28 protein-coding genes and 1 pseudogene are annotated in these 24,986 nt (G+C 66.3%); 15 read left to right on the top strand and 14 right to left on the bottom strand.

Translation table 11 applies throughout. The features are described 5' to 3' along the window. The first annotated feature begins 54 nt into the window (after nt 1-54). Complete coding sequence (locus tag XH93_RS28435; RefSeq protein ID WP_139863351.1) at nt 55-468, top strand: flagellar assembly protein FliX; 414 nt, start codon at nt 55-57, stop codon at nt 466-468. Between the two features lie 42 nt (nt 469-510). Here XH93_RS28435 and XH93_RS28430 read toward each other — a convergent pair whose 3' ends face one another. Further along, nucleotides 511-897 (bottom strand): helix-turn-helix domain-containing protein, encoded by a 387-nt coding sequence (locus XH93_RS28430; protein ID WP_194470019.1) that lies wholly within the window; start codon nt 895-897, stop codon nt 511-513. 104 nt (nt 898-1,001) lie between these two features. Here XH93_RS28430 and XH93_RS28425 point away from each other — a divergent pair, with 104 nt between their 5' ends. From XH93_RS28425 to XH93_RS28405, 5 genes are all read left to right on the top strand, one after another. Next, complete coding sequence (locus XH93_RS28425; protein WP_194470018.1) at nt 1,002-1,613, top strand: NAD(P)-dependent oxidoreductase; 612 nt, start codon at nt 1,002-1,004, stop codon at nt 1,611-1,613. Between the two features lie 210 nt (nt 1,614-1,823). Then, nucleotides 1,824-2,189: an RNA polymerase-binding protein DksA gene (gene dksA / locus XH93_RS28420; RefSeq protein ID WP_210241787.1), complete on the top strand. Its 366-nt coding sequence runs from the start codon at nt 1,824-1,826 to the stop codon at nt 2,187-2,189. A 240-nt stretch (nt 2,190-2,429) separates the two neighbouring features. Then, nucleotides 2,430-3,236, top strand: a complete 807-nt coding sequence (locus tag XH93_RS28415; RefSeq protein WP_194470017.1) for a phytanoyl-CoA dioxygenase — start codon at nt 2,430-2,432, stop codon at nt 3,234-3,236. 81 nt (nt 3,237-3,317) lie between these two features. Next, nucleotides 3,318-4,346, top strand: coding sequence for an aldehyde reductase (locus XH93_RS28410; protein ID WP_194475361.1), 1,029 nt, complete (start codon nt 3,318-3,320; stop codon nt 4,344-4,346). Nucleotides 4,347-4,430: 84 nt separating this feature from the next. Then, complete coding sequence (locus XH93_RS28405; protein ID WP_194470016.1) at nt 4,431-5,216, top strand: 2-keto-4-pentenoate hydratase; 786 nt, start codon at nt 4,431-4,433, stop codon at nt 5,214-5,216. Nucleotides 5,217-5,327: 111 nt separating this feature from the next. Here the strand turns inward: XH93_RS28405 and XH93_RS28400 are convergent, their stop codons facing one another. Continuing rightward, on the bottom strand, nt 5,328-6,059 hold the full coding sequence (locus XH93_RS28400) for a carbonic anhydrase (protein ID WP_194470015.1): 732 nt from the start codon (nt 6,057-6,059) through the stop codon (nt 5,328-5,330). 780 nt (nt 6,060-6,839) lie between these two features. Here XH93_RS28400 and XH93_RS28395 point away from each other — a divergent pair. From XH93_RS28395 to XH93_RS28380, 4 genes are all read left to right on the top strand, one after another. Beyond that, complete coding sequence (locus XH93_RS28395) at nt 6,840-7,163, top strand: helix-turn-helix transcriptional regulator (protein ID WP_139484898.1); 324 nt, start codon at nt 6,840-6,842, stop codon at nt 7,161-7,163. Next, nucleotides 7,160-7,591, top strand: a complete 432-nt coding sequence (locus XH93_RS28390; RefSeq protein WP_139484897.1) for an SRPBCC domain-containing protein — start codon at nt 7,160-7,162, stop codon at nt 7,589-7,591. The genes XH93_RS28395 and XH93_RS28390 overlap by 4 nt, the downstream gene beginning before the upstream one ends. Before the next feature lie 141 nt (nt 7,592-7,732). Continuing rightward, the gene (locus XH93_RS28385; RefSeq protein WP_194470014.1) at nt 7,733-7,966 is read left to right on the top strand and encodes a hypothetical protein; all 234 of its coding nucleotides are present in this window, start codon (nt 7,733-7,735) and stop codon (nt 7,964-7,966) included. 33 nt (nt 7,967-7,999) lie between these two features. Further along, entirely contained in the window at nt 8,000-8,434 is a 435-nt protein-coding gene (locus tag XH93_RS28380; protein ID WP_194470013.1) for a DUF1801 domain-containing protein, read from the top strand. A gap of 84 nt (nt 8,435-8,518) precedes the next feature. On the opposite strand, the gene XH93_RS28375 is transcribed toward XH93_RS28380, so the two are convergent. The 10 genes from XH93_RS28375 to flgF all read right to left on the bottom strand — a co-directional run bounded on the left by XH93_RS28375 (nt 8,519) and on the right by flgF (nt 16,891). Beyond that, on the bottom strand, nt 8,519-8,968 hold the full coding sequence (locus XH93_RS28375) for a VOC family protein (RefSeq protein WP_210340403.1): 450 nt from the start codon (nt 8,966-8,968) through the stop codon (nt 8,519-8,521). Between the two features lie 20 nt (nt 8,969-8,988). Then, nucleotides 8,989-10,737 (bottom strand): MOSC and FAD-binding oxidoreductase domain-containing protein, encoded by a 1,749-nt coding sequence (locus XH93_RS28370; protein ID WP_194470012.1) that lies wholly within the window; start codon nt 10,735-10,737, stop codon nt 8,989-8,991. Between the two features lie 18 nt (nt 10,738-10,755). Beyond that, nucleotides 10,756-11,619, bottom strand: coding sequence for a DUF427 domain-containing protein (locus XH93_RS28365; RefSeq protein WP_194470011.1), 864 nt, complete (start codon nt 11,617-11,619; stop codon nt 10,756-10,758). A 297-nt stretch (nt 11,620-11,916) separates the two neighbouring features. After that, entirely contained in the window at nt 11,917-12,261 is a 345-nt protein-coding gene (locus tag XH93_RS28360) for a hypothetical protein (protein ID WP_194470010.1), read from the bottom strand. Nucleotides 12,262-12,414: 153 nt separating this feature from the next. Continuing rightward, a complete protein-coding gene (locus XH93_RS28355) occupies nt 12,415-12,708 on the bottom strand; it encodes an antibiotic biosynthesis monooxygenase (protein WP_139484891.1) in 294 nt (97 codons plus the stop codon). A gap of 96 nt (nt 12,709-12,804) precedes the next feature. After that, entirely contained in the window at nt 12,805-13,236 is a 432-nt protein-coding gene (locus XH93_RS28350) for a hypothetical protein (RefSeq protein ID WP_194470009.1), read from the bottom strand. Between the two features lie 270 nt (nt 13,237-13,506). After that, nucleotides 13,507-14,259, bottom strand: a complete 753-nt coding sequence (flgH, locus tag XH93_RS28345; RefSeq protein WP_194470008.1) for a flagellar basal body L-ring protein FlgH — start codon at nt 14,257-14,259, stop codon at nt 13,507-13,509. Nucleotides 14,260-14,265: 6 nt separating this feature from the next. Next, entirely contained in the window at nt 14,266-15,318 is a 1,053-nt protein-coding gene (gene flgA / locus XH93_RS28340; RefSeq protein ID WP_194470007.1) for a flagellar basal body P-ring formation chaperone FlgA, read from the bottom strand. A 4-nt stretch (nt 15,319-15,322) separates the two neighbouring features. Beyond that, nucleotides 15,323-16,111, bottom strand: a complete 789-nt coding sequence (flgG, locus tag XH93_RS28335) for a flagellar basal-body rod protein FlgG (protein WP_139484887.1) — start codon at nt 16,109-16,111, stop codon at nt 15,323-15,325. A 15-nt stretch (nt 16,112-16,126) separates the two neighbouring features. Next, entirely contained in the window at nt 16,127-16,891 is a 765-nt protein-coding gene (flgF, locus tag XH93_RS28330) for a flagellar basal-body rod protein FlgF (protein WP_194470006.1), read from the bottom strand. Nucleotides 16,892-17,276: 385 nt separating this feature from the next. Here flgF and fliL point away from each other — a divergent pair, with 385 nt between their 5' ends. From fliL to XH93_RS28310, 4 genes are read left to right on the top strand one after another with little or no spacing between them, the layout of a single operon-like run. Then, nucleotides 17,277-17,765 carry a flagellar basal body-associated protein FliL gene (gene fliL, locus XH93_RS28325; protein WP_194470005.1) on the top strand — a complete coding sequence of 163 codons (489 nt, stop codon included), beginning with the start codon at nt 17,277-17,279 and terminating at the stop codon, nt 17,763-17,765. A gap of 18 nt (nt 17,766-17,783) precedes the next feature. Further along, complete coding sequence (gene fliM, locus XH93_RS28320) at nt 17,784-18,986, top strand: flagellar motor switch protein FliM (RefSeq protein ID WP_139863367.1); 1,203 nt, start codon at nt 17,784-17,786, stop codon at nt 18,984-18,986. Next, nucleotides 18,983-19,453: a DUF6468 domain-containing protein gene (locus XH93_RS28315; protein ID WP_194470004.1), complete on the top strand. Its 471-nt coding sequence runs from the start codon at nt 18,983-18,985 to the stop codon at nt 19,451-19,453. The genes fliM and XH93_RS28315 overlap by 4 nt, the downstream gene beginning before the upstream one ends. Continuing rightward, the gene (locus tag XH93_RS28310; RefSeq protein WP_139484882.1) at nt 19,450-20,262 is read left to right on the top strand and encodes a MotE family protein; all 813 of its coding nucleotides are present in this window, start codon (nt 19,450-19,452) and stop codon (nt 20,260-20,262) included. The genes XH93_RS28315 and XH93_RS28310 overlap by 4 nt, the downstream gene beginning before the upstream one ends. Before the next feature lie 25 nt (nt 20,263-20,287). Here XH93_RS28310 and XH93_RS28305 read toward each other — a convergent pair whose 3' ends face one another. Both XH93_RS28305 and XH93_RS28300 read right to left on the bottom strand, forming a co-directional pair. Continuing rightward, complete coding sequence (locus XH93_RS28305) at nt 20,288-20,587, bottom strand: HigA family addiction module antitoxin (protein WP_194470003.1); 300 nt, start codon at nt 20,585-20,587, stop codon at nt 20,288-20,290. Nucleotides 20,588-20,634: 47 nt separating this feature from the next. Then, nucleotides 20,635-20,918: pseudogene (locus XH93_RS28300) on the bottom strand (type II toxin-antitoxin system RelE/ParE family toxin). Between the two features lie 205 nt (nt 20,919-21,123). Here XH93_RS28300 and XH93_RS28295 point away from each other — a divergent pair. Beyond that, a complete protein-coding gene (locus tag XH93_RS28295) occupies nt 21,124-24,984 on the top strand; it encodes a tetratricopeptide repeat protein (protein ID WP_194470002.1) in 3,861 nt (1,286 codons plus the stop codon). Nucleotides 24,985-24,986: the final 2 nt, after the last annotated feature.

Below are 24,986 nucleotides of genomic sequence, written 5' to 3'. Positions count from 1 at the left end.
CGTTAACCATAAGGCGGCGAAGCTCGCGGCACTCAGGCCCGCGGGATCATGGCGATGCGCATTTACGGACCGAACGGCACCACGCTTGGCGCGCCCACCAGCGCCACGCGCCGCACCTCGTCGGGCGGCTTCTCGCTGCCCGACACCACGTCGGCGCAGGAGGAGGTCCGTTCCACCGCCGCACCGAAGGCCGCGGCCGGCATCGACGGGCTGCTCGCGCTGCAAGGCGTCGAAGACCCGACCGAACGCCGCAAGCGTTCGGTGGCCCGCGGCAGGGGCGCACTCGACGTGCTCGACGATCTCAAGCTCGGACTGCTCTCCGGCAATTTCGATGCCTCGACCGTGAACCGACTGCGCAGCGCCGCGGCGAGCTTGAAAGAATCTTCCGGTGACCCCGGCCTCGATGCCGTGCTCGGCGAGATCGAGTTGCGCGTCGAGGTCGAGCTCGCCAAGGCCGGGCAATTCTGATCCCTCCGGCATTTCGCTAGCTCACCTCAGGCCGCAAGTAGCTCACGCCGCCAGCGCCTTGCGCTGCGCGTCGTAGCGGCGCTGTGCCGCCAGCACCTCCTTCAAATTATGTTCGGCCCAGTCGCGCAGCGGATCGACCGCCTCGGCGAGCGTCAGCCCGAGCGGCGTGATCGAATACTCCACCGTCACCGGAACGGTTGCGATGGCGCGGCGGCGGAGCAGCCCGTCGCGTTCAAGGCTTTTGAGAACTTGCGACAGCATCTTCTGCGAAATTCCTTCAATTGCGCGCCGTAACTGATTGAAGCGCATGGGCTCGCCCCGCAGCAGCAACAGGATCAGCACGGCCCATTTGTCGCCGATCCGGTCGAGAATCTGGCGGGTCGGGCAGCCGGCGGCATAGGCGTCCGGTTTCAGGTGCGAGACTTTCATCGCGGTCACTCCGGCGTAATCAGGTGAGGCAAAAGTGCGTTCTTCACACCTACATCCGTTTCGCTATCTAGTCACCATTGGAAACCATCCATCGGAGACCTGAGATGAAGATCGCCATCGCCGGCGCGTCCGGCCAGGTCGGCTCGCGCCTCACCGCGGAACTGGCCCGCTGCGGCCATGCCGTCACCGCCATCGCCCGCAACCCGGAGAAGATCGCTGCACTGCCCAACGTCACCGCCGTCAGGGGTGACGTGAACGACCAGGCTGGCCTGGCCGCGCTGTGGGCCGGCCATGATGCTGCGGTCAGCTCGATCCACTTCCTGGATAGCGACCCGGCCAAGCTGATCGGGGCGGCCAAACAGTCCAAGGTCGGGCGCTACCTCGTGGTCGGCGGGGCCGGCAGCCTCGACGTGGCGCCCGGCGTCCGCCTGGTGACCACCCCAGGCTTTCCGCCCCAGTACAAGGCCGAGGCCCAGAAGGGGGCCGACTTTCTCGACCTGCTGCGGCAGGAGAAGGAGCTGAACTGGACCTTCCTGTCGCCCTCGGCGCTGTTCGTGGCCGGGGAGCGGACCGGCAAGTTCCGCCTCGGGACCGACCAGCTGCTGACCGGGACGGACGGAAAAAGCTGGATCTCGTTCGAGGATTTCGCAGTTGCACTCGCCGACGAAATCGAGCGTCCGGCGCACCTGCGCCGGCGCTTTACGGTCGGTTATTGAGGCCGCCGGGCTGCCTCCGGCCGGGCCGGATAAGTTTGCCTGTGCAAGGCCTTGGGGGCAGCCCGCTATTGCTGGTGGCAGATATTGTCTGTCACATGTCGTGGCTATATAAGGCGCCGCGCGGAGGGGTCCTGTTCCCACCGCCAGACAGGGACATGGCTGCCTTTGGAAAAGCTGAAGAACTACCGGCCGACTGAAAAAGAGCCTTTCATGAATGAGCGGCAGCGCGAATATTTCCGCGCCAAGCTGCTGTCCTGGAAGGATGAGATCCTCCGCGAATCGAAGATCACGCTGCAGACGTTGCAGGAAGAGAACGTCAACCACCCCGATCTCGCCGACCGCGCCTCCTCGGAGACCGATCGCGCGATCGAGCTCCGTGCGAGGGATCGTCAGCGCAAGCTGATCTCCAAGATCGACGCGGCGCTGCAGCGCATCGAGGACAACACCTACGGCTATTGCGAAGAGACCGGGGAGCCGATCTCGCTGAAGCGGCTCGAAGCCCGCCCGATCGCGACGCTGTCGGTCGAGGCGCAGGAACGCCACGAGAAGCGCGAGAAGGTCTATCGCGACGAATAGTGGCGGCGGATCGCCACGCATTGCCTCCGGCGCGCACCGCCTGTAGGGTCGCGCCGCCATGATGTCACGTACTCTCAACATCGCCTCGGTCTTCTTCCTGGGCTGATCCCGCTTCCTTTGGGGAAGCGCTGATCCACTCCGCAGGCATCGCGCTTCGCGGAACTCCAGTGAACCGAATGAGCCGGCCGGGTTCCGCGCAGCGCGGACCATTGAAGGCTGGCGACAGTTTGAGAGCCAATCATGACCCATCGACACGACGCGCGTGCGCTTGACGACGCGCAAATCGAGCAATTCATCGCGCAGGGCTTTGTCAGGATCGACAACGCCTTTCCCCGCGAACTCGCCGACCAGGGCCGCGCCATCATGTGGCGCGATCTGCCGTGCAGCGAGCACGATCCGGCGACCTGGACGCGGCCGGTGATCCGGTTGCCGGGATATGGCGGGGAGCCGTTCCGGCAGGCGATCAACGCGCCGCTGCTGCACCGGGCCTTCGACCAGATCGCAGGTCCGGGCCGCTGGCTTCCGCGGGACCACATTGGAACCTTTCCGGTGCGCTTTCCGCATCCGGACGATCCCGGCGATGCCGGCTGGCATGTCGATGTCAGCTTTCCCGCCGACGATGGCGACCCGAACGAGCGGCTCGATTTTTCGGCCTGGCGGGTCAACATCGTCTCGCGCGGCCGGGCGCTGCTGATGCTGTTCCTGTTCTCCGACGTCGGCGTGGACGATGCGCCGACCCGGATCAGGATCGGCTCGCACGTGCCGATGGCCCGCTACCTCGCGCCGGCCGGCGAGGCCGGACGGGCCCGCATGGTGCTGGACGACGTCGGCGCCGATTGCGAGGTCGCGCTGGCGACGGGGCAGGCGGGCACGGTGTATCTGTGTCATCCTTTCCTCATCCATGCGGCGCAGAAGCATCGCGGAAGGACGCCGCGCTTCATGGCGCAGCCGGCGCTCGGCGCCGGCGAGCCGTACCGGCTCGTGCGTGACGATGGCGCGTATTCGCCGGTCGAGGTCGGGATCCGGCGCGCGCTGGGTATGGCGTGAGGCGTCGCTTCCACGGTTCGCGTTCTCTCCCCCGCAAGCGGAGGAGAGGGCGCAGTGGCGATCATGGAGACGGATGACGACATGAGCACGGTTCTGGTCACGGGCGGCTCCGGCTTCATCGGCGCGCACACTATTCTGCAGCTGCTGGCCGCCGGCCACGCGGTGCGGACCACGGTGCGCAACCTTGATCGGGCTGCTGACGTCATTGCGATGCTGCGCGAGGGTGGCGCTGACGCGCCGGACAAGGTCAGCTTCGTCGCCGCCGATCTCTTGCGCGATGACGGCTGGCGCGAAGCGGCGGCCGGGTGCGATTACGTGCTGCATGTGGCGTCGCCGCTGATCGACCGCGCGCCCGATGACGAGAACGAGCTGATCATCCCGGCGCGCGAAGGAACCTTGCGGGTGCTGCGCGCGGCACGCGACGCCGGCGTCAAGCGCGTCGTGCTGACGTCGTCGTTTGCGGCGATCGGCTATGGCCATCCGCCGCGCGCGACGCCGTTCGACGAGACGGTCTGGTCCAACATCGATGGCGGCGACGTCCAGGCCTATCCGAAATCCAAGACGCTGGCCGAGCGCGCCGCCTGGGATTTTGTCGCGCGCGAGGGAGGTGGCCTCGAGCTTGCCGTGGTCAATCCGACCGCCGTGCTCGGCCCGGCGCTGGGTGCGGACTTCTCGCAGTCGATCGGCATCGTCAAGGCGCTGCTCGACGGCGCGGTGCCGGCGGTGCCGCGGATCCATTTCGGCCTCGTCGACGTGCGCGACGTCGCCGACCTGCATCTGCGCGCGATGACCTCGCCCAAGGCGAACGGCGAGCGCTTCCTCGCGGTCGCCGGCGAGACCATGTCGATGCTCGAAATCGGCCGCGTGCTGCGCGCCAAGCTCGGCAGCCGAGCGCGGCGGGTGCCCCGGTTCCAGGCGCCGGACTGGCTGATCCGGCTCGCCGCGCTGCGCAACCCGGTGGCGCGCGCGACGCTGCCGCTGCTCGCCAAGGTGCGCCGTTCCACCAGCGCCAAGGCGCAGAACCTGCTCGGCTGGCGTCCGCGCGGCAATGAGGAGATGATCGTCGCGACCGCCGAGAGCCTGATCAGGCTCAACTTGGTTAAGACTTGACTTGCCGCGCCATCTGGCGCGCTTGCCAGCGGCGTTGGCGAGTGCTGAGGTGCCCCGAGCAGACTGAACAAGGAGGCTGCGCCGATGGAGAGGATCCTGGCCGCCGCAAAGGCGATCGCCGGCGCACGCCGTAGCCGGGCGCCGTTGAAGGCGCTCGCCAAAGACGCCGTGCCGCGAGACGAGGCCGAGGGCTATCAGGTGCAGCGCGCGCTGCACGATCTGCTGCAGGCCCAGGTCGGCAGCCTCGTCGGCTACAAGATCGGCTGCACCAGCGCGGTGATGCAGGAGTATATCGGCATCGACCATCCCTGCGGCGGCGGCGTGTTCGAGAAGGTCGTGCATGACAGCGGCGTGCAACTGGCCACGGCGGACTACGTCCATGTCGGCGTCGAGTGTGAGATCGCGGTGCGGCTGGCGCGCAATCTTGCCGCCAGCGAAGCGCCGTTCACCGCCGAATGGGTCGGCGAGGCGATCGAGGCCTACTATCCCGCGATCGAGATCGTCGACGACCGCTACGTCAAATGGGAGACGCTGGGCGCGCCGACGCTGATCGCCGACGATTTCTTCGCCGCCGGCTGCGTGCTCGGCGAGGCGGTGCCGCGCAACACCGCACCCGACCTGCTGCGTGTCACCGGCCGCGCGATCATCAACGGCAAGGAGGAGAGCCGCGGCACCGGCGCCGACGTGCTCGGCCATCCGCACAATGCGCTGGCCTGGCTCGCCAATCATCTCGCCGCCGAGGGCCGCGGCCTGCATGCCGGCCAGATCGTGCTGACCGGCAGCCTGATCAAGACGGTGTGGCTGAAGGCCGGCGACACCGTCCTGATGGAGCTCGACGGGCTCGGCAAGGTCGAGGCGACGTTTACGTAGCGTTGTCTCGCCGTCATTGCGACCGAAGCGAAGCAATCCCCCTCTCCGCGTCGGTAAAGATGGATTGCTTCGTCGCGTCGCTCCTCGCAATGACGGCGGCTACCGAACGACTCACACCACCATCTCGACCTTGCCGTCGCCGAGGCGGTAGATGCCGCCGACGACCTTGAGCTTGCCCTGATCGACTGCGGCACTCAGGATCGGCGTCGCCGATTTCAGCTTGCCGATGTTGTCGATGACGTTCTGCCGGGTCGCGTTGGCCAGGAGGTCGCCGGGCTTGCCTTGGCTCGCCTTCACCGCCGGCGCGAGCGCGCTGACCAGCGAGGGCAGATGGCCGGGCAGGGTGGTGCCGTCCTTCAGCGACTTGATGGTGGCGTCGACCGCGCCGCAGCTCTCATGGCCGAGCACCATGAACAGCGGCACGTTGAGCACGGCGACCGCATATTCCAGGCTCGCGATGGTCTCGTCGCTGGCGAAATTGCCGGCGACGCGGCAGACGAACAGGTCGCCGCGGCCGCTGTCGAAGGCATATTCCGGCGCAATCCGTGAGTCCGCGCAGCTCAGGATGCCGGCGAACGGATTTTGCCCGCCGATCAGCGCCTCGCGCTCGTGCTTGAAGTCATGCCGGCGCGACACGCCGTCGACATAGCGGGCATTGCCCTTGATCAGCCGGTCCAGCGCCGCATCCGGCGACAGCACATTCTGCGGCTTCGGCGGCGGTTTGGTTTCCTTGGCGAAGGCCTGCGCCCCGAGTGCGAGGCTGGCGGCAAGGCCGCCCGCGCCGATCATGAAGCGGCGCCGGGAGGAGCGGGCAAAATGGGCGACGTCGCAAAGCTGGCACATGAAACGTTCTCCGTGAGCAAGAATCGGCGGGCGCAATGGTGAGGACGCAATAGTAGTACGGAGGGAATAACGAGCAATGACAACACGACGTAAAATTGTATTCTCGCGGCGCAACGCGCCCGAGCTTTTGTGTCGATTGACCCTCCGCTTTCGCAGAGGGCGCAGGGAAAGCCGGGTGCCGGTTCGCACCCATGGGCCCGGTGCAACAAAAAGCACCGGGGTAGGACCACAGGTGTAACCGGAAACAACCCGGCTTTCCCTGCGCGATGGGTTACGGCTTATACGTGCTCTCCCCGGCGAGACTGGGCTTTTTTGTCACCGCTTTCGCAAGAACGCGTTCGCGTTTTGCGAGAGGACACCTGCCACTAGGGCGTCAGGCCTGCACGACTTCACCGTCCGCCTTGCGTGCTCTCGTCAGTTACACGCCAGGCGTCCACCGCATCTCACCGCAACACTTGTGACGACTCGCGAAGCGCCCCTCGATCGGGTGAGATGGGCGGACCATACACCTGAGTTGCCCTTCGGATAAAGCGAAATATTTTTGCGCGCGGGGATTGACAGGTTTTTTGGCGTGAGTTGCCCGTCGGGTCAGTTTGTCGCAGCCGGCACCGCGCGCACGGTCGTCGTCCCTGCCGAGTGCGCAATTGCGCACGGGAGCAGGGACGACGCTGAAGTAACAGCAGCGATCGATCCGCCAAATAGCTTCAAGTTCGGAGCTTGACACACCCATAACTCTACGGTTATGAATTAAACCCATAGCCAACGGGTTATCAATTCGACATGACCGCCGCCCACGACATGCTGTTTCGAACGCTCGCCGATCCGACCCGGCGCGCCATCTTCGAGCGTTTGTGCCGCGACGGCGAGCAGACCGTCGGGGCCCTGACGGCCCACGCCAAGATCTCCCAGCCGGCGGTGTCAAAACATCTCGGCGTGCTGAAGCAGGCCGGGCTGGTGCGCGACCGCCACCAGGGCCGCCAGACCCATTACAGCGCGCAGCTCGGCGCGCTGGCGCCGCTGATCGACTGGACCAGCCAGATGGCCGGCTTCTGGCAGAACCGGTTCGACCACCTCGAAGATCTCCTCAAGCGAATGGACCAATGATCATGCAAGCGACCGAAACACGTTCCGCGATTGTCGAGCGCGAATTTCCGCATCCGCCGGAAAAGCTCTGGCGCGCGCTGACCCAACCGCATCTGATCGAGGAGTGGCTGATGAAGAACGACTTCAAGCCCGTGGTCGGGCACAGCTTCAATCTGCGCGGCGAGTGGGGCGGCGTGCTGGACTGCAAGGTGCTGACCGTCGAGCCGAACCGGACGCTGTCCTACACCTGGAATTTCGCGCATGACGATGCCGCCTTCAACCTCGAGAGCGTCGTGACCTTCACGCTGACGCCGACCGCCACCGGCACGCATCTGCGCGTCGAGCAGGCCGGCTTCCAGCCGCACCAGAAGCAGGCCTATGGCGGTGCCCACGCCGGGTGGAAGCAGTTTTTCGACAAGCTCGATCAGCTGCTGGTGCGCGAGGGGTGAGGCTTCCGACGCGCTATCCCCGTCATTGCGAGCGCAGCGAAGCAATCCATCCTTCCGCGCACTCGGTGACAATGGATTGCTTCGCTGCGCTCGCAATGACGGGTGCTGCACATCTGTCCACAATCCCAACAGGAGGTCCCCATGGACTGGAATAAATCAATCCGGCAGTTTCACCGCTGGACGTCGATCGCCTTCACCTTGGCCGTCATCGTCAACATCGTCGCGATGATGCAGCAGCAACAGGCGGTCTGGATCGGATTGCTGGCGCTGTTCCCGCTGATCCTGCTGCTGCTCACCGGCCTCTATCTGTTCGCGCTGCCCTATCTGGCGCCGCGGCGGATGCGTCAGGGCTCGACTGCGGCATCCCAGATGTGATTGCATGCGGCGGCACAAGACCACGAGGCCGCAATGACGCCATCGCAACGCATCGACCAAATGATCGCCGATATCGCCGACTGGCGCGGCCAGACGCTGGCCAGCCTGCGCAAGAGCATCCTTGCCGCCGATCCCGAGATAACAGAGGAATGGAAGTGGATGGGCAGCCCGGTGTGGGAGCGCGACGGCATCATTGCGGTCGGCAACGCCCACAAGGGCAAGGTCAAGCTGACCTTCATGTACGGCGCCAAGCTGCCGGACCCTGACAAGCTGTTCAACACGGGGTTCGAAGGCAATGAGCGGCGCGCGATCGATCTGTTCGAGGGCGACAAGGTCAACGACCGCGCGCTGCAGGCGCTGATCCGCGCCGCGATCGCATTCAACCAGGCGAAATCGAAGAAGCCTGCGAAGACGGCCAAGAAGCCAGCCACGGCGCGCACGCCGGCGAAGAAGAGCAAGAAGGCGTGAGATGCATGCGTAGCCCGGATGAGCGGAGCGACATCCGGGGATGAGAAGGCCCCGCATATCGCTGCGCTCATGCGGGCTACGGCTTCACTTCCGATAGCCGCGCTCCTGCAGCACAAAACTGTTGCCGTCCGGATCGGAGAACCCGGCGAAGCTGGCGTAGTCCTTGCGGGCTGGATCGAGGCCGGGCGCGAAGCTGCCGTCCCAGGCGTCGATCGGGGTCTTGTGCCTGATGTCGGCGACGGCGACGCCGCATTCGCGCAGCCGGTTGCATGCGGCCTCGAGGTCGGTCACGACGAGATGGATGTTGCGCACCGATCCGGCTGGCGCCGTGGTGATGCCTTTGCCGATCTGGATCGAGCAGCTCGAGCCCGGCGGCGTGAGCTGCACGACGCGGAAGGCGGCGTTCGGTGCGTAGTCGACGTCGAGGGCGAATCCGACCTGATCGACATAGAAGCGCAGTGCGCGATCGACGTCGCTCACCGGGAGGACGACCACTTCGACCGCGAATTTCATCGCCGTGCTGGCTTCGGTCATGGCGCGTGCGTGCTCCGAATTCAGAGATCGATGACGACGTCGCCGGTCGGCTGCGCGCAGCAGATCAGGAGGTTACCGTCGGGCGGCATGTCGAGCGGCTGCGGGCCATAGGCAACCGCGCCCGAGATCAGGCCGCTTTCGCAGTTGTGGCAGACGCCGGTCCGGCACGACCAGCGCACCGGCACGTCGCAGGCTTCGGCGAGCTCCAGAATGCTTTGATAGGCCGCCGCGTTCCAGTGCGCGGCGACGCCGCTGCGCGCGAACGACACCAGGGGACCGGTATCGGCATCATCAGCGGGCGGATGCGGCGCGCGCGGTGCCGACCCGACGATGCCGGGATTGAGCGCCTCGCCGCCATTGAAGATTTCGAGATGCTGCCGCTCCGGCGCCACGCCATAGGCAGCCAACGCTGTCTTCATGTCGGCCATGAAGTGGTTGGGTCCGCAGATGTAGACATCGGCGTCGCGCGGCAGGCCGATCGCATCGAACACCGCACGCGACAGATGGCCGGCCGCGTCAAAATCCTCGCCGACCTTGTCCTGCGCGTCCGGCCGGCTGTAGCAGACGTAGCTGCGCGCTTGCGGCAGCGCGCCCATCAGGCGGCGGACCTCGGCGGCAAACGGATGGTGCTGCCGGTCGCGCGCCGCATGCAGCCACAGGATCTTTCGCGGCGAGCACGCCGCCGCCAGCGCGGACAGCATCGCCAGCACCGGCGTCGCGCCGATCCCGGCACTGAGCAGCACCACCGGCTGTTCGCCGGATTGCAGGATGAAGCTGCCGCGCGGCGAACTGACGTCGATGAGATCGCCGACCCCGATGTGGTCGCGCAGATAGTTTCCGGCGGCGCCATCCGGCTCGATCTTCACGCTGATCCGATGCTGCCCGGTCGACGGCGGACCGGACAGCGAATAGCTGCGCAGCAGCGGGCGATCGCCGGCCGGCCGCAGCCGCAGCACGATGTATTGGCCAGGCAGCGCCGGCGGCAGCTTGCGGCCGTCCGGATCGCGCATCGTCAGCGAGAGCACGTCGGCGGATTCCTGTTCGATCGCGGCAATCGCAAGCGGGCGAAATCCCGGTGCAACCGGATGCGCGGCCGAGGCCGGCGCGAGCCCGGCATTGCCGGTTGCCGGTCCCTTGAGCAAGGCCTCGAGCGACCAACGCCATCCCGGCGACAGCGCAGCGATCCGCAGCGCGCGCTCCAGCCGCTCGCGCGGATGCTCCGACGAGTAGAGCAGGGCGTTGATCTCGGCGACGGTCATGCGCTCGTCCGCTTCGCCGACCTTGACGATCTCATCGCCGGCGCCGACCTCGCCCTCGGCGAGGACGCGGAAGTAGAAGCCGGGCCGTCCGCTCGCCGTCAGCAGGGCCGGCATCCGCGGCTCGCCGACGCGAATGCCGACGCGATAACAGGTCACGCGCGGCTGCGTGACCTCGAACAGCGCGCTGCCGATCCGGTAGCGGTCGCCGATGCACACGGCATCGTCCGGCAAGCCTTCGATGGTGAAGTTTTCACCGAACTGGCCGTGGACGAAATCGGTCCGCTGCAACTGATCCTGCCAGTGGCGATAGGATTCGATCTGGTAGACGAACACGGCGCGCATCTCGCCGCCATGACCGCCGAGGTCGCCCTGGCCGTCACCGGCGAGGTTGAGCCGGCCGACCTTGCAGCGGCCGGCCACCGGATCCTTCCAGATCCCGGTGTGCACCGTGCGGCCCTTCCACGCAATGTCGCGCGGCAGTCCGACATTCACCGACAGTAGGCGCGCCATGTCCGGCTCCGCTTTTCCTTACGCGCGGGCGAACTCTTCGACATCGAGGTTGCGGTCGGGACCGTGCGGCACCACCGACTGGCCCGGCTCGAGACGCAGCTGAACGCCGTCGAGATGGACCGTGACGATGTCGGGCTCGAACGACACCAGGCCCGCGATGCGGTGCACCTCGGGATAGGGATCGGGATACGACCAAGCCGCCTGACGCGCGTCGCCGATCGAGAAGTAGCTGCACAGCCCCTTGTACGGGCAGAAGGTCTGCAGCTTGACCGGCGTGAGCGCGGCCTCGTCGATGTCGTCGCGCGGAACGTACCAGCGCGGCGCAAAGCCCGACTCGTAGAGCACCAGCGGCCGTTTGGTGTCGGCGACGACGCGGTCGCCGTGACGGACCACGAGATTGCGTGAGGCCTGGCGAATGTCGATGCGGTGATACGGATCGGCGGCGTGGCCGACGATCCGCTCGTCTTCCTCGTAGAACGCATCCATCAGGCGCCAGGCGAAGGCGATGTGTCCCTGCAGATCGCTGGCGTGGGCCGGCAGGCCGGTGTGCTGCCAGGCGCCGCGCGCCGCGACGTGCTGCGCATCGGCGCGGACGCTGTACCAGGAGGTGGGGCCGAGATCGGCGTGTTGCGTGATTTGCTCGGCGCGCTCCAGCACGCCCGGTGCAATGTCGGCCTCCGGGAAGTAGGCGACCGGATAGCGGGCCGGCTCGAACAGCAGCAGCACGTTTTCGCTGTCGGCGATAAAGGCGCCGCCGAAGCGCACCCGCATCCGCCGGCGTAGCCGCTCGACATAGAGCAATCGCGTCGGCAATGGTTCGGGCACCAGGAAGCGGCCGATTGCGCCGGTCGCGAGCGGACCTTGTTGCCAGGACAATCCCATTGCTCTCCTCCCATCGCTCGGGTGATAGAGACCAGCCAATGCCGCAACGCGGATGCAGCCGTGAGCCTCCGTGACAAGGATGGCGACTTTCGGGCTGGCCGCGTGCGGCGGCACGCCTCGCCGCCGTGCATATGCGCGTCAGGATCAGCGTTCAATATCCGGGATTGCCGGCAAGTTCGCGCAGTTGATGAAATCGTCCACGGTGGCGATCCACAGAACGGCCGACAGACCGGTTACAGCGGTGAGTATCTGGTTATGCGGAACAGTGGCTGGATCGCCGTCATGTGCGGCGATGGACTACGCCGAGATGTCGACCGCCTGGCCGGTCTTGCCGGCGTTCTTCTGGAATTCCTGCTCGATTAGGTCCTTGATCTTCTGTTCGACCGCCTTCTGCTGCTCCGGCGTCATGTTCTTCAGGTCGTCCTCGGTCAGGCCCATGCTCTTGAGGATGTTGGCGCGCATGCGGTCCATCGGGCTCATCTGCGCGAATTTGAGAAATTGCTGCTCGACGCTGTCGCCGGCGAGACCGCCGGATGCGGCCTGGCCCGACGCGCTGGCGTCGGCGTCCTGCGGCTTCTTCAAGGATCCGCTCTTCATGCTGGCCACGAGCGAGCCGTAGGCCGAGATCGACGTCGTCTGCACGCGCTTCCCCCCATTGCAAATGTGCTGCAATCGCGGAGCAATTCGCGTGCCATCGGCTGGCTGCTGCAATTTCAAACACATCGCGACGCTCCGCGCGCGTGTTCAGCGCGCGGCAGGCAGCTTCTGCCGGGTGAAGTTTGCCGCGCGCGGCGGCTACGCCTTGGTGTGCACGATTACCGGACCCGCAACCGCGGTGGCCTGTCCGACCAGCAATGGGCCGAGATTGTCGTCGATCCAGGCCAGCGCGCGGCGGTTGGCTTCCTCGGCGCCGGCGTAGTTGTTGAAGACGCTGATCGCGGTCACCGTGTCGTCGCCGGCATAGACCACGTAATAGGCCATAAAACCTTCGACGTCGCTGATGATCGGGATCGCGCCGTCCTTGATCCGGCGCGCGAGTTCTTCGGCGGTGCCAGTCTTTGCCTTGGCCTGACGGATGGCGGCATACATTGGCTGCTCCTTCCGGCTGTATCGATCGGGCTGCGCTTCGCGCAGGCACAGATGCTACGCCGGTGCGGGCGGCGACGCCATCGGCATCGCGCCGGCTCAGCCGAAACGCTTGGCCACGAACGCCGGGCGGCGCTTGGGGAGTTTGGCCAGCCTCGCCGGGTCGGCAGGCGCGGCCGTGGATTTGCGGCTGGGTGTCGGCTCCGCCTCCTGCTCCTGCAGGAACAGCGTCGCCTCGAACGGCACGCCCGGCGCCTGCCTGGCTGTCCCCGTGCACACCGCCCGCTTGCCGTTGAACGTGCCGGTGATCTGCGCCTCGATCTCGTCGCAACCGAACACGGTGGTCGGGCCGTCGGCGTATCGGCGCGTCGTCAAGGTCGCCGTGAAGCGGTCCTGGTCGAGCTCGTAGCTGCCGCCATAGGTGAACATGCAGTCGCCGCCGGAGATCCTGCCGTTTGCGAGATAGACTATTCCGGTGCCTTCGCCGCGCGGCGTCCGGAACCAGGCCGCATATTGACCGTCTCGTTGCATGGAAGTCACGAACTGCAAACCCTGCGTTGTCCTCTCCCTACGTTGCAAGCGTGGCGGCTGCTACTATGCGTTGCTGCGACGGTTAACGAACCGAGAAGCCGATCGCACAACTTGCGCGAGGCGGTAACGGGCTGGCGCCGGGCCGATCGCACGCGCACGCAACTGTCACAAAATGCCACGGCCTCCGTCAGGGGAGCTAACGGAGGCCGTGTTGGTACATCGCGCCGCGCCTAGGTTCGCGACGAGATGTGGGAGCTCTTGGACAGTTGACTAGAACGGCAGCAGCACGTCCAGCACCTGCTGACCGTAGCGCGGCTGTTGCACGTCGGTGATCTGGCCGCGACCGCCATAGGCGATGCGGGCCTGCGCGATCTTCGAGGAGTCGATGGTGTTGTCGCTCTGGATGTCCTCCGGGCGCACGATGCCGGCCACCACCAGCTCGCGGATCTCGAAGTTGACGCGGATCTCCTGCTTGCCCTCGACCACGAGGTTGCCGTTCGGCAGCACCTGGGTGACGACGGCGGCGACGTTGGTCTGCAGCGCTTCCTGGCGGTTCACCGAGCCCTTGCCGTCGCTGGACGCCGTGGAATCGGCGGTGAGGATGCGGCCGGGCAGGATCTTGTTGGCCTGCGTGATGGTCTGCGAGCCCAGGAAATTAGTGACGCCGGAGTCTTCCGAATTGGTGCGGCTGCGCTGGGTCTCGTTGGCGATCGCGGCCTTGTCGGTGAAGTTCACCGAGATGGTGAGGATGTCGCCGACGCGGGCGGCGCGCTGGTCCTTGAAGAAGGCGCGGGAGCCGTTGCGCCACAGCGAGTTTGGGCTGTAGGAAGCGACCTCGGGCTTCGGCATCGGCATCTGCACCGGCTTGTAGCCGGGTTGGGTGGTCGGATTGTCGATCGACGACAGCTTTGGCTGCTCGCCGATCTGCGACAGGCGGTCGATCGACGAACAGCCGCTGGCGATGGTCCCGAGTGCGAGCAGCGCACCGGCCAGGGTAAGGCGGTTGATACGGTACTGGGACATGAACTTTTACTCGGCGTTTGGAGCGACTGAACTCAACTTGACGGGGGCGGAATTGGGTTCGGTGGCATCGGAGGTCGGCGCGGGCCGCGGGTTCGCGACCGCGATCGAAACCTCGGCGCGTCCGGTGACGACGCCGGAGACGACGCGCTTGGACTGCAGATTCATCACGCTGACGACGTCGCCCTCGGCGCCGCCATCCATCGCCTTGCCGCGGATCGTGAGGTAGAGGCCGTCGGCGCGGTAGATCAGCGTCACGCTCTGGTCGCGGGTGACGAGATCGGGCTTCGCCAGATCGGCGACGCGCAGCGCCTGACCGGCGCGCAGCGCGCGGCGCACCTGCATGCCGACGGTGGCGTCGCGCACCGCCGCGTCGCTGCCGACATCGGCCTTCGGACGGCGCTCGACCGACACGTCGGAGGCCTTCAGCACGTCGCCGCGCTCGACATTGCGCGTCAGCACGGCAGCCTCGATGGTCTCGATCGCGGTTCCGGTGAAGCGCAGCTTGGTCGGCGCGCTGCCGGCCTCATTGGCGATCTCGAAGCTGACGTCGAAGCGCGTCGAGCGCGGCTCGTAGCGCACCGCGACCGGCTGCATCGCGCCGGAATTGGTGGCCTCGAGCCTGACGTCGCCGGGATCGCGGTCGAACGTCACCGCAATGTTGCCGGCCCGGCCGAGACCGTGGCGGTTCTCCAGCGCCCGCGTCACCTGCTGCTCGATCTCTTTTGCATCGATGGTGCGCGCCAGCCGCGTCACCGTGATCTCCTTGAGGTCGCGGGTGTCGACGCCGATCACTTGGCGGGCGCGCAGCGTGCTGAGCACCTGCGCGACCGGCAGCGTGCCGGTGGTGCCGAGATCGGGGGCGCGGTAGATCGCGATGCTGCCGGCGGCACCGGCATTGTAGATGAGGTCGCCGACCCGCACGATGTCGTCCGCGACCGTGACGCTGGCGCGCAGCGTCGGCACCGCGATGGCCGCGCTGCCGTCTTGCGCGGCGGCGGGAGCCGCGGTGAGCGCGAGCAGGGCGGCGGCGATGCGGAGCGAGCGGGCGATCATCGGCATCACCTCAGCGGAACAGGTTGGCGGTGGACTGCATCATCTGGTCGGCCGCCGAGATCACCTTCGAGTTCATCTCGTAGGCGCGCTGCGCCGCAATCAGGTCGGAGATTTCCGAGACCACCTCGACATTGGCCTGTTCGAGGTTGCTCTGCTGCATGTCGCCATAGCCGTCGGTGTTGGCGATGCCGTCCTGCGGCTGGCCCGAGGCCGGCGTCTCCTGGAACAGGTTATCGCCGATCGGCATCAGGCCGGCCTTGTTGATGAAGCGGGTCAGGCCGATCTGGCCGATATTGGTCGATGCGGTCTGGCCCGGCAGCGTCACCGAGACCTGGCCCTGCGCGTTGATGGTGAGGCCGGACGCGTTCTGCGGGATCGTGATGGTCGGCTGCAGCAGATTGCCCTGCGCATTGACGATGCGGCCCTGGTTGTCCATCTGGAACGAGCCGTCGCGGGTGTAGGTGAAGGTGCCGTCCGGCATCAGGATCTTGAAGAAGCCTTCGCCGCGGATCGCGATGTCGAGATCGTTGCCGGTCGGCGACAGCGTGCCCTGGGTCATCATGCGCGGCGTGCCGACGGTCTTGACGCCGCCGCCGAGGTCGATGCCCATCGGCAGGATGGTGTTCTGGTCCGAGGCCTGGGCGCCGACCCGGCGCACATGGTCGTAGATCAGGTCCTGGAACGCGGCGCGCTGCTTCTTGTAGCCGGTGGTGCGCAGGTTCGCGATGTTGTTGGAGATCACCTGAACGCTGAGTTCCTGTGCCGCCATTCCGGTCGCAGCGGTGTAGAGTGCGCGCATCGGTCAGTCTCCCGATCAGGCCGGCACGTCGGCGAGCTTCTCGATCGCCGATTTGTGCAGGTCGCTCTGCTGCTGCAGCAGCGAGGCAATTTGGGTGTAGGTCCGCGTGATCTCGATCATGCGGCTCATCTCGGTGACGGAATTGACGTTCGACTTCTCGATGAAGCCCTGGCGGATCACCGACTTGGTGTCGGCCAGCGGCGCCGCGCCATCGCCCGCCGAGTAGAGGTTGGAGCCGTCCTTGAGCAGGCTCTGGGCCTGCGCGAACGAGACCAGGCGGAGCTTGCCGCGGATCGAATCGAGCCGGGAGGTGCCCTCGAGCACGGTGATGTTGCCGTCAGCGGCGATCGCGACGTCGTGGTCGGTCTGCTGGAAGGTGATCGGCCCGGCGGTGCCGAGCACCTGATAGCCCGCGGCGTTGACGAGTTGGCCGCGGTTGTTGATCTGCAGATTGCCGTCGCGCGTGTAGCGCTCGCCGGCCGGCGTCTGCACCACCAGGAAGGCCTTGCCGTCGATCGCGACGTCGAGCGGGTTCTTGGTTTCCTCGGTCGGGCCCTGCGCGAAGTCGTGGAAGGTGGCGCGGTCCTGCACGAAGGAGACGCGGCGGTCGGACGACGCGAAATTGTCCTCGTGCGCGTTCGAGCGCAGATATTCCTCGAACAGCGACCGGTCGGCCTTGTAGCCGTTGGTGTTCATGTTGGCGAGGTTGTTGGCAACGACATCCATCTGCCGTTCCAGCACCACCTGCTTCGATAGTCCGACCAGAAGCGTATTCTGCATCGGCGGTTCTCCCCTGTGAGGCGATCCGATGCGTCAGGTTCTCCCAAACCTTAAGCTTCGGACCTGTCGTCACCTCACAGGCTCTCCCAAGCGCGCGAGGTCACGCCGTCCTCTCAGCGAAAGCCGTGCCAACTTGAAATATGGCGTTACTTCAATGTGTTAGGTCTTTGTCCGGGCCCGGCGCGGGGCGGCAGAAAGGTCTTGTTGACCATGTTTGCCCGGCAGTTTTTTCCTAGTCGAAGCTAAATCCTAAGCTTCCGTTAACCATTGTTACCCTAGCGTTGACGGCATTGGGGCGCGTGTGCGCCGGCGGCATTTGTATCGCGTCTTCCTGCCAAGGCTGGGGCAAATCGCGTTCGCATCCTTCGGATGAAGCGAGCGGACGATGGCGGACGAGGACAAGACGGAAGGCGGCGAGGGCGCGGCCGCTCCGAAGAAGGGCAAGCTCAAGCTGATCATCGCCGTCGTCGGCTTCCTCGTCGTGGTCGGCGGGGGCGCGGGTGGATGGTTCTTCTTCATGCGCGGCCACGGCGAGGAGCAGCACGCCGAAGCGCCGCCGCCGAAGCCGCCATCCTTCGTCGACGTGCCCGACATGCTGGTCAATCTGGTCGGCGCTCCCGGCGAGCGCGTGCAATATCTGAAACTGAAGCTCGTGCTCGAGGTCAAGGAGGAGAAGCAGGTCGAGGCGATCAAGCCGGCGCTGCCGCGCGTCACCGACCTGTTCCAGACCTATATGCGCGAGCTGCGCCCGAGCGACCTCAACGGCTCCGCCGGCCTGTTCCGTCTCAAGGAAGAGCTGACCAAGCGCGTCAATCTGGCGCTGGCGCCCAACCAGGTGAACGCGGTGCTGTTCAAGGAAGTCGTGATCCAGTGACGGGGTGGATGTAAAGCCATGGCCGGCAACGACCAGATGGACCAGGACGCCATTGCCGCGCAGTGGGAGGCCTCGCTCGATTCCGAGGATCCGGCCGCCGCCGCTGCGGAGGCCGCCAAGAACGAACTCACCGAGAGCATGGCGCTGCAATGGGCCGCCATGGTCGAGGACGGCAGCCGCGACTTCGGCGGCAAGAACAACAATGGCGAGCGCGTGCTGTCACAGGAGGAGATCGACAATCTCCTGGGCTTCACCGTCGGTGACGTCAGCCTCGACGATCACTCCGGCATCCGCGCCATCATCGATTCCGCGATGGTGTCCTACGAGCGTCTGCCGATGCTCGAAATCGTGTTCGACCGCCTGGTGCGGTTGATGACCACGAGCCTGCGCAACTTCACCTCCGACAACGTCGAAGTCTCGCTCGACCGCATCACCTCGGTGCGGTTCGGCGACTACATGAACTCGATCCCGCTGCCGGCGGTGCTGTCGGTGTTCAAGGCGGAGGAGTGGGAGAACTTTGGCCTCGCCACCGTCGACTCCAGCCTGATCTATTCGATGATCGACGTGCTGCTCGGCGGCCGCCGCGGCCAGACCCAGCTGCGGATCGAGGGCCGGCCCTACACCACGATCGAGACCAACCTCGTCAAGCGGCTGGTCGAGGTGGTGCTGGCCGACGCCGAGCAGGCGTTCCGCCCGCTGTCGCAGGTGACGTTCTCGATCGACCGGCTGGAGACCAACCCGCGCTTCGCCGCGATCAGCCGTCCCGCCAATGCCGCGATCCTGGTGCGGCTTCGCATCGACATGGAAGATCGCGGCGGCAATGTCGAACTGCTGCTGCCTTATGCGACCATCGAACCGATCCGCAACGTGCTGTTGCAGATGTTCATGGGCGAAAAGTTCGGCCGCGACCCGATCTGGGAAGGCCATTTCGCCACTGAGGTGGCGCAGGCCGAGATCGCGGTCGACGCCGTGCTTTACGAGGCCGACATTCCGCTCAAGGAACTGATGAAGCTGAAGGTCGGCGACACCCTGCCGCTCGACATCCGTTCCGACGCGCTGGTCTCGGTGCGCTGCGGCAACGTCACCCTGACCGAGGGGCGGATGGGCCGCGTCGGCGACCGCGTCGCGATCCGCGTCACCAAGAATTTGCGTAAACCCCAAACCACCTTCGCGATGTTCGAGCAGGCGGACGAGCGGACCAAAATGATGGAGGCACCATGAGTCATGTGCTTGGATTAGCGATCGAGAGTCTGGTGGCCGTGTTGCTGATGCTGACGATCGGCTATTGCTGGCTGCTCAACAAGCGCCTGCAGCGGCTGAAGGCGGACGAGCACTCGCTGAAAGCTGTCATCGCCGAATTGATCACCGCGACCGAGATCGCCGAGCGCGCGATCGGCGGGCTGAAGCACGCCGTGCGCGACGTCAATGAGAACCTCGGCAACCAGCTCGACGCGGCGACGCAGATGTCGGCGCTGCTGCGCAACCAGCTCGCCGAAGGCGACAACGTAGTGCGCCGCCTGTCCAAGATCGCGCTCGCCGCGCGGCCCGCGGACCCCGCGCCGGCACCGGCGCCTGCGCCGGTCGCCGCACCGGCGGCGGCGGCGCCCAGGCTCTCTGCGGCGCGCGCGGTTGCCGCGGCGGCTGAAGCCTTCACCGAGCGCAGGAGGGCCGGCGGCCTCGCTGCATGAAGTCGTTTCGTGACATCAGAGTGATGCCTGTGGTGCTGGTCGCTGTCTTCGGCCTGATGGTGCTGAAGATCGCCGGCCTCGTGCTCGATGGCGGCTACGTGTTTGCCGACGATGCCCGGCCGGCCGGGCCCGCCCAGCCATCCTGGGCGCAGCAGAACTTCAACTTCCCTGGCGCCGGCAGGGTCGCTGCCGATAGCAAGTTCAAGGGCGATCCCGCCGACATCACCGGGTCGGTCGAGAAAAAGGAAGCGAAGAAGGAGGAGGCGCCGCAGCCGGCTGCGCCGGCCGCCGAGCCGCCCAAGCCCGACGGTGTCGTGGTCAACCTGAACCAGCCGCCGCCGGTGTCGGCATCCGAACGCGCGATCCTGGAACGGCTGCAGGCGCGCCGCCAGGAGCTCGAGCAGCGTGCCCGCGAAGTCGATATCCGCGAGGGCCTGCTGAAGGCCGCCGAGAAGCGCATCGAGGCCAAGGTCGAGGAGGCCAAGGCCAACGACGCCAAGGCGAGTGCCGAGGCGGCGGAAAAGGCCGCGGCCGAGGCCGCGCGCTTCAAGGGCATCGTCACCATGTACGAGAACATGAAGCCGAAGGACGCCGCAAAGGTGTTCGACCGGCTGGAAATGAACGTGCTCTACCAGATCGCCTCGCAGATCCAGCCGCGCAAGATGTCCGACATCCTCGGCCTGATGCAGCCCGAGGCCGCCGAACGCCTCACCGTCGAACTCGCCCGCAGAGCCAGCGGCGACAAGTCGGCCTCGACGGAAGAACTCCCGAAGATCGAAGGCAAGATGCTGGCGCCGAAGACGAATTGAGGGCGGCCGTCGAGAGGTGAGCCAGTCAGGCTGCCTCGACCACGGGCTTGATCTTGCTCAGCACTCCCGCAAGCGATGCCTCCGCAACGCGGACGTCATAGGCGTTCTGCAGGTTCAGCCAGAGCTGCGCGGACGTGTTCAGGGCTTTGGAAAGGCGCAACGCGGTATCCGCCGTGATGGCGGTCTCTTCATTTACGATACGCTCGATCCTGGTGCGCGGCACGCCGCAGACCTTGGCCAGCGCGCCGGCCGACAGTGACAGCGGGATCAGGAATTCCTCCCGCAGCACCTCGCCCGGATGCATCGGGGGCAGCTTCTTTGCCATGTGCAAGCCTTTCTGCGGAGGGATCCTCCGCGGATCCCTCGTTGTAGCTAAGAGTGATAGTCGGTGAATTCCACGTCCGCCGGACCCTCCTCAGTCCAGACGAAGCAGATGCGGAACTGGTCGTTCACGCGGATTGAATACTGGCCTTGGCGGTCGCCCTTTAACGCTTCCAGCCGATTGCCGGGAGGCGAACGAAGATCAAGCAACGTTGTCGCAGCGTGAAGGTACTGGAGCTTGCGTCGCGCGACCTTGAGCAGATCGGCCGGGAATCCCTTTCGGCCTCGCCTTCAAAGGCGGCTCTCGTCGCAGCGTCTTTGAAGCTCTTAATCACAGCGAGTTGTGTATCATGGCGTGATACACTATGCAATAGCGTTGTATCGTGAGGTGATACATGGGGCCGGTATAACTCCACCGCCCATCCGGAAACAATCCATTGACGTTAACAGCTCCTTAACGCCGCCCATCCAAGATCGGGACGCGTTAAGCGAGGGCGCTGCGCGTTTGGTATGGCTGAGGTCCCAAGAAGACGTTTCGAGATGGCGCGAACGGCTGCCGCTGGAACATGGTCGCTAGGCCGCGCCTTTGCGCGGGCTGCGCGCCTGTGCCTGCTTGTCAGCGGCCTTGCGCTCGCAGCCGTCACATACCCGACTGACATACGCGCCCAGGACACCCTATCGCCGGTGCCGGGTGAGGCGACGTTCTCTGCGGCGAACGGCTACGCGCGGCTCGTTTTGAAGCTGAAGGAGGACGTCGAGTCGGAGGTGATGACCGCCGGCTCGATCATCGTGATCCGCTTCAAGCGCCCGGTCGATATCCAGGTCGAGAAACTGGGCGATGCGGTGCCCGACTATGTCGGCGCGGCGCGGCGCGATCCCGATGGTACGGCGATCCGCCTGTCGCTGGCGCGCCGCGTCACCGTCAACACCATGACCGCGGCCGAGCTCATCTTCGTCGACTTCCTGCCCGACGGCTGGACCGGCCCGCCGCCGCCGCTGCCGCAGGAGGTGGTGCGCGAGCTGGCCGAGCGCGCCCGCGCCGCCGAGCGGTTGCTGCGCGCGCAGCGCGCCGCCGATGCCGCGAAGAAGAAGCCGCCGATGCGGGTCCGCGCGCTGGTGCAGCCGACCTTCGTGCGCTTCGTGTTCGAGGTGCCCGACGGCGTCGGCGTCTCCTCGGTGCTGAACGAGCAGAAGCTGACGCTGTCCTTCAACACGGTGCTGAGCTTCGACCTTGCGGATGCCAAAGTCGCGGCGCCGCCGAACGTCGCATCGATCAGCGCGCGCGCCGATGCCGATACGTCGGCGGTCGACATGACGCTGATCGGCGATGCCGACGTGCATTCGTTCCGCGATGAGAAGAACTACATCGTCGACGTCGCGATCCAGCAGAACGAGCAGCAGTCGACGACGAAGGGCGCAATCAGTTCGCTGATGCCGATGCCGCGCGGCAAGCAAAAGGGCATGCCGGCCGCGGCCGTGCCCGTCACATCGGAGAATATTGCGCGCGAGGCCAAGATCGAGATCAAGCCCGAGCCGGCGAAAGCGGAGCCGCAATCCGAGCCCGCCAAGCCTGAACTCGCAAAGCCTGAACCCGCAAAGCCCGAGCAGAGCAGCGCTGAGCCGCCGACAGCCGCGCCGTCCAAATCGGAGCAACCCAAATCGGAGCAACCCAAATCGGAGCAACCAAGGTCGGAGCTGCCCGGCCCGGAGCTGCCGAAGATTGCAGCCGCGCCTGCAGAAAAAGCGCCGGCCGCCGAAAGCGTCCCGATGCCGGCGGCGCCGCGCGAGGGCAGCGCTGGAACAGCGGTGGAGGAGACCAAGGCGGCTGTCAGCGAGGCAATGAAGCCACCGACGCCGGTTGCGGAGGCGCCGGCGATGGCGCAGCCGAAGCCTGCCGCGGCGCCATCGCCGCCGGCCGAGGTTCACGCCGGCGCCAAGTCCGCGGTCGAAGCCCAGCGCGACAGCGACGGGCTGCGCGTGACCTTCGCATTTCCCGTGGCGACGCCGGCCGCATTGTTCCGCCGCGCCGACACGGTGTGGATGGTGTTCGACACGCCTGATGCGATCGACATCGAACCGATCCGCGCCAAGGCCGGCTCGCTGATCTCCGATGTCACCCGGATGGCGCTGGAGAAGGGTCAGGCGGTCCGCTTCCGCCTCAACCGGCCGCAGATGCCGGCGCTCGAGAGCGACGACCGCTCGCGCGGCACCAGCTGGACGCTGACCTTCGCCGACCGGGTGCAGAAGCCGCCGCTGCCGCTGACCGTGGTCCGCAACATCAGCGAGCCCGCGCTCGCCAATGTCAGCGTGCCGCTGGCCAATCCCGGCGAACTGCACAAACTGGTCGATCCCGATGCCGGCGACACGCTCTGGGTCGTCACCGCGCCGCCGCCGACCCGCGGGGTCATCAAGCGGCAGGATTTCGTCGAGCTGTCGCTGCTGGAATCGATCCACGGCGTCGTGGTCCATCCGAACGCCGACGACGTCAAGGCGGAGGTCGGCGCCGACAAGGTGATGCTGGGCCGGCCCGGCGGGCTGACGCTGTCATCGGCCGACGTCGCCGCCGAACGCGCCACCGCCGCGGTGAAGCCGCTGTTCGATACCGATGAGTGGCGTAAGAACCAATCGGAGAATTTCGTCAAGCGGCTCGACAGCCTGATTGCGGCTGCCGCGGCGGCCAATGCCGAGCAGCTCCCCGAGGCGCGGCGCGATCTTGCCGAGTTCTACATGGCGCACGGCCTGTATGACGAAGCCCATGGCGTGACCAATCTGATCCTGTCCGAAAGCAAGCGCGGCAGCGAGCTTGCCTCGGTCGTGATGATCCACGCGGTCGCCAGCATCCTGATCGGGCGCCCGGCGCAGGGCGTCAAGGATCTCGCCAATCCCGTGATCGGCAACGGCTACGATTCCCAATTGTGGAAGGGGCTCGCCTTCGCGCGCGAAGGCAGATGGGCGGAGGCGCGGGAGAAGTTCAAGAATTCCGAGTTCGCGGTGGCGACGCTGCCGCCCGACCTGCAGCGCATCATCACGATGGACTCGATGAAGGCCGCGCTCGAGGTCAAGGACTATGCCGGCGCGGCGCGGCGCAAGAGCGACCTCGACGTGGTCGGCGTCCCCGCCGAGCTGAAGCCGGCGGTTGCCGTGTTGCGGGGACGGCTGGCCGAAGCGCTCGGCCAGGAGAAGGATGCGCTCGACGCCTACAAGTTCGCCGCCAATTCGGCCGATCGCCAAGCCGCCGCCGAAGGCAAGCTGCTCGAAACCCTGCTGCGGCAGAAGCGCGGCGAGATCGGCCGCGACGACGTGCTGAAGGAGCTCGAGCTGCTGTCGATGATGTGGCGCGGCGATTCCATCGAATTGAAGACGCTGTACGTGCTGTCGAAGATCTATGCTGAGACCGGCCGCTACGCCGACGCCTTCGCGGTGACCCGCGCGGCCACCCGCCTGCAGCCGAACGCGCCGGAATCGCGCCAGGCGCAGGATGCCGCCTCGGCGCTGTTCGTGCAGCTGTTCCTCGGCCCCAAGGGCGACGAGATGTCGCCGATCGATGCGCTCGGCACCTTCTATGAATATCGCGAGCTGACCCCGATCGGCCGCCGCGGCGACGAGATGATCCGCCGGCTCGCCGACCGCCTGGTCGGCGTCGACCTGCTCGACCAGGCTGCTGATCTTCTGCAGTATCAGGTCGACAAGCGGCTCGAGGGCGCGGCGCGCGCCCAGGTCGCGGCGCGGCTGGCGATGGTCTATTTGATGAACCGCAAGCCGGACCGCGCCGTCGCAGCGCTGCGCTCGACCCGGATCGCCGACCTCTCCGGCGAACTGCGCCAGCAGCGGCTGCTGCTGGAAGCGCGGGCGCAGAGCGATGTCGGCCGGCACGACCTTGCGCTCGACATCATCTCCAACATCACCGGGCGCGAGGCGGTCCGGCTGCGCTCGGATATCTACTGGGCATCGCGACACTGGCGCGAGGCCTCCGAGCAGATCGAACTCTATTACGCCGACCGCTGGCGCGACTTCACTCCGCTCAATGCCGGCGAGAAGGCCGACGTCATCCGCGCCGTGGTCGGCTACGCGCTGGCCGAAGACACCATCGGACTGTCGCGGTTCCGCGAGAAATACGCGCCGCTGATGTCCGGCGATGCCGACAAGCTGGCATTCGACGCCGCCAGCAAGCCGGTGGCGACCTCGAGCGCCGAGTTCGCCCAGATCGCGCGGATGGCCGCCAGCGTCGATACGCTGGACGGCTTCATCCGCGAGATGAAGTCCCGCTTCGGCGACACCACCGCCCGCGCGCCGCTGGCCGATCCGGTCACCACCGGATCGCTGCCGGACCAGCCGAAGGTCGAGCCGGTGAGCGCGCTGCCCGCGATCAAGGGCGAGCGGCGCGCCAGCGCAACGCCGTAAAG

The sequence above is a fragment of the Bradyrhizobium sp. CCBAU 51753 genome, assembly GCF_015291565.1.
GTDB lineage: Bacteria > Pseudomonadota > Alphaproteobacteria > Rhizobiales > Xanthobacteraceae > Bradyrhizobium > Bradyrhizobium ivorense.
The sequence above is the reverse complement of the archived record's forward strand: the minus strand, read 5'-3'. Positions and strand labels throughout refer to the sequence as shown.

Bases quoted from the DNA above. Each gene is read 5' to 3' on its own strand.
- XH93_RS28435 (WP_139863351.1), top strand. From the start codon at position 55: ATGCGCATTTACGGACCGAACGGCACCACGCTTGGCGCGCCCACCAGC.
- XH93_RS28430 (WP_194470019.1), bottom strand. From the start codon at position 897: ATGAAAGTCTCGCACCTGAAACCGGACGCCTATGCCGCCGGCTGCCCG.
- XH93_RS28425 (WP_194470018.1), top strand. From the start codon at position 1,002: ATGAAGATCGCCATCGCCGGCGCGTCCGGCCAGGTCGGCTCGCGCCTC.
- dksA (WP_210241787.1), top strand. From the start codon at position 1,824: ATGAATGAGCGGCAGCGCGAATATTTCCGCGCCAAGCTGCTGTCCTGG.
- XH93_RS28415 (WP_194470017.1), top strand. From the start codon at position 2,430: ATGACCCATCGACACGACGCGCGTGCGCTTGACGACGCGCAAATCGAG.
- XH93_RS28410 (WP_194475361.1), top strand. From the start codon at position 3,318: ATGAGCACGGTTCTGGTCACGGGCGGCTCCGGCTTCATCGGCGCGCAC.
- XH93_RS28405 (WP_194470016.1), top strand. From the start codon at position 4,431: ATGGAGAGGATCCTGGCCGCCGCAAAGGCGATCGCCGGCGCACGCCGT.
- XH93_RS28400 (WP_194470015.1), bottom strand. From the start codon at position 6,059: ATGTGCCAGCTTTGCGACGTCGCCCATTTTGCCCGCTCCTCCCGGCGC.
- XH93_RS28395 (WP_139484898.1), top strand. From the start codon at position 6,840: ATGACCGCCGCCCACGACATGCTGTTTCGAACGCTCGCCGATCCGACC.
- XH93_RS28390 (WP_139484897.1), top strand. From the start codon at position 7,160: ATGATCATGCAAGCGACCGAAACACGTTCCGCGATTGTCGAGCGCGAA.
- XH93_RS28385 (WP_194470014.1), top strand. From the start codon at position 7,733: ATGGACTGGAATAAATCAATCCGGCAGTTTCACCGCTGGACGTCGATC.
- XH93_RS28380 (WP_194470013.1), top strand. From the start codon at position 8,000: ATGACGCCATCGCAACGCATCGACCAAATGATCGCCGATATCGCCGAC.
- XH93_RS28375 (WP_210340403.1), bottom strand. From the start codon at position 8,968: ATGACCGAAGCCAGCACGGCGATGAAATTCGCGGTCGAAGTGGTCGTC.
- XH93_RS28370 (WP_194470012.1), bottom strand. From the start codon at position 10,737: ATGGCGCGCCTACTGTCGGTGAATGTCGGACTGCCGCGCGACATTGCG.
- XH93_RS28365 (WP_194470011.1), bottom strand. From the start codon at position 11,619: ATGGGATTGTCCTGGCAACAAGGTCCGCTCGCGACCGGCGCAATCGGC.
- XH93_RS28355 (WP_139484891.1), bottom strand. From the start codon at position 12,708: ATGTATGCCGCCATCCGTCAGGCCAAGGCAAAGACTGGCACCGCCGAA.
- XH93_RS28350 (WP_194470009.1), bottom strand. From the start codon at position 13,236: ATGCAACGAGACGGTCAATATGCGGCCTGGTTCCGGACGCCGCGCGGC.
- flgH (WP_194470008.1), bottom strand. From the start codon at position 14,259: ATGTCCCAGTACCGTATCAACCGCCTTACCCTGGCCGGTGCGCTGCTC.
- flgA (WP_194470007.1), bottom strand. From the start codon at position 15,318: ATGCCGATGATCGCCCGCTCGCTCCGCATCGCCGCCGCCCTGCTCGCG.
- flgG (WP_139484887.1), bottom strand. From the start codon at position 16,111: ATGCGCGCACTCTACACCGCTGCGACCGGAATGGCGGCACAGGAACTC.
- flgF (WP_194470006.1), bottom strand. From the start codon at position 16,891: ATGCAGAATACGCTTCTGGTCGGACTATCGAAGCAGGTGGTGCTGGAA.
- fliL (WP_194470005.1), top strand. From the start codon at position 17,277: ATGGCGGACGAGGACAAGACGGAAGGCGGCGAGGGCGCGGCCGCTCCG.
- fliM (WP_139863367.1), top strand. From the start codon at position 17,784: ATGGCCGGCAACGACCAGATGGACCAGGACGCCATTGCCGCGCAGTGG.
- XH93_RS28315 (WP_194470004.1), top strand. From the start codon at position 18,983: ATGAGTCATGTGCTTGGATTAGCGATCGAGAGTCTGGTGGCCGTGTTG.
- XH93_RS28310 (WP_139484882.1), top strand. From the start codon at position 19,450: ATGAAGTCGTTTCGTGACATCAGAGTGATGCCTGTGGTGCTGGTCGCT.
- XH93_RS28305 (WP_194470003.1), bottom strand. From the start codon at position 20,587: ATGGCAAAGAAGCTGCCCCCGATGCATCCGGGCGAGGTGCTGCGGGAG.
- XH93_RS28295 (WP_194470002.1), top strand. From the start codon at position 21,124: ATGGCGCGAACGGCTGCCGCTGGAACATGGTCGCTAGGCCGCGCCTTT.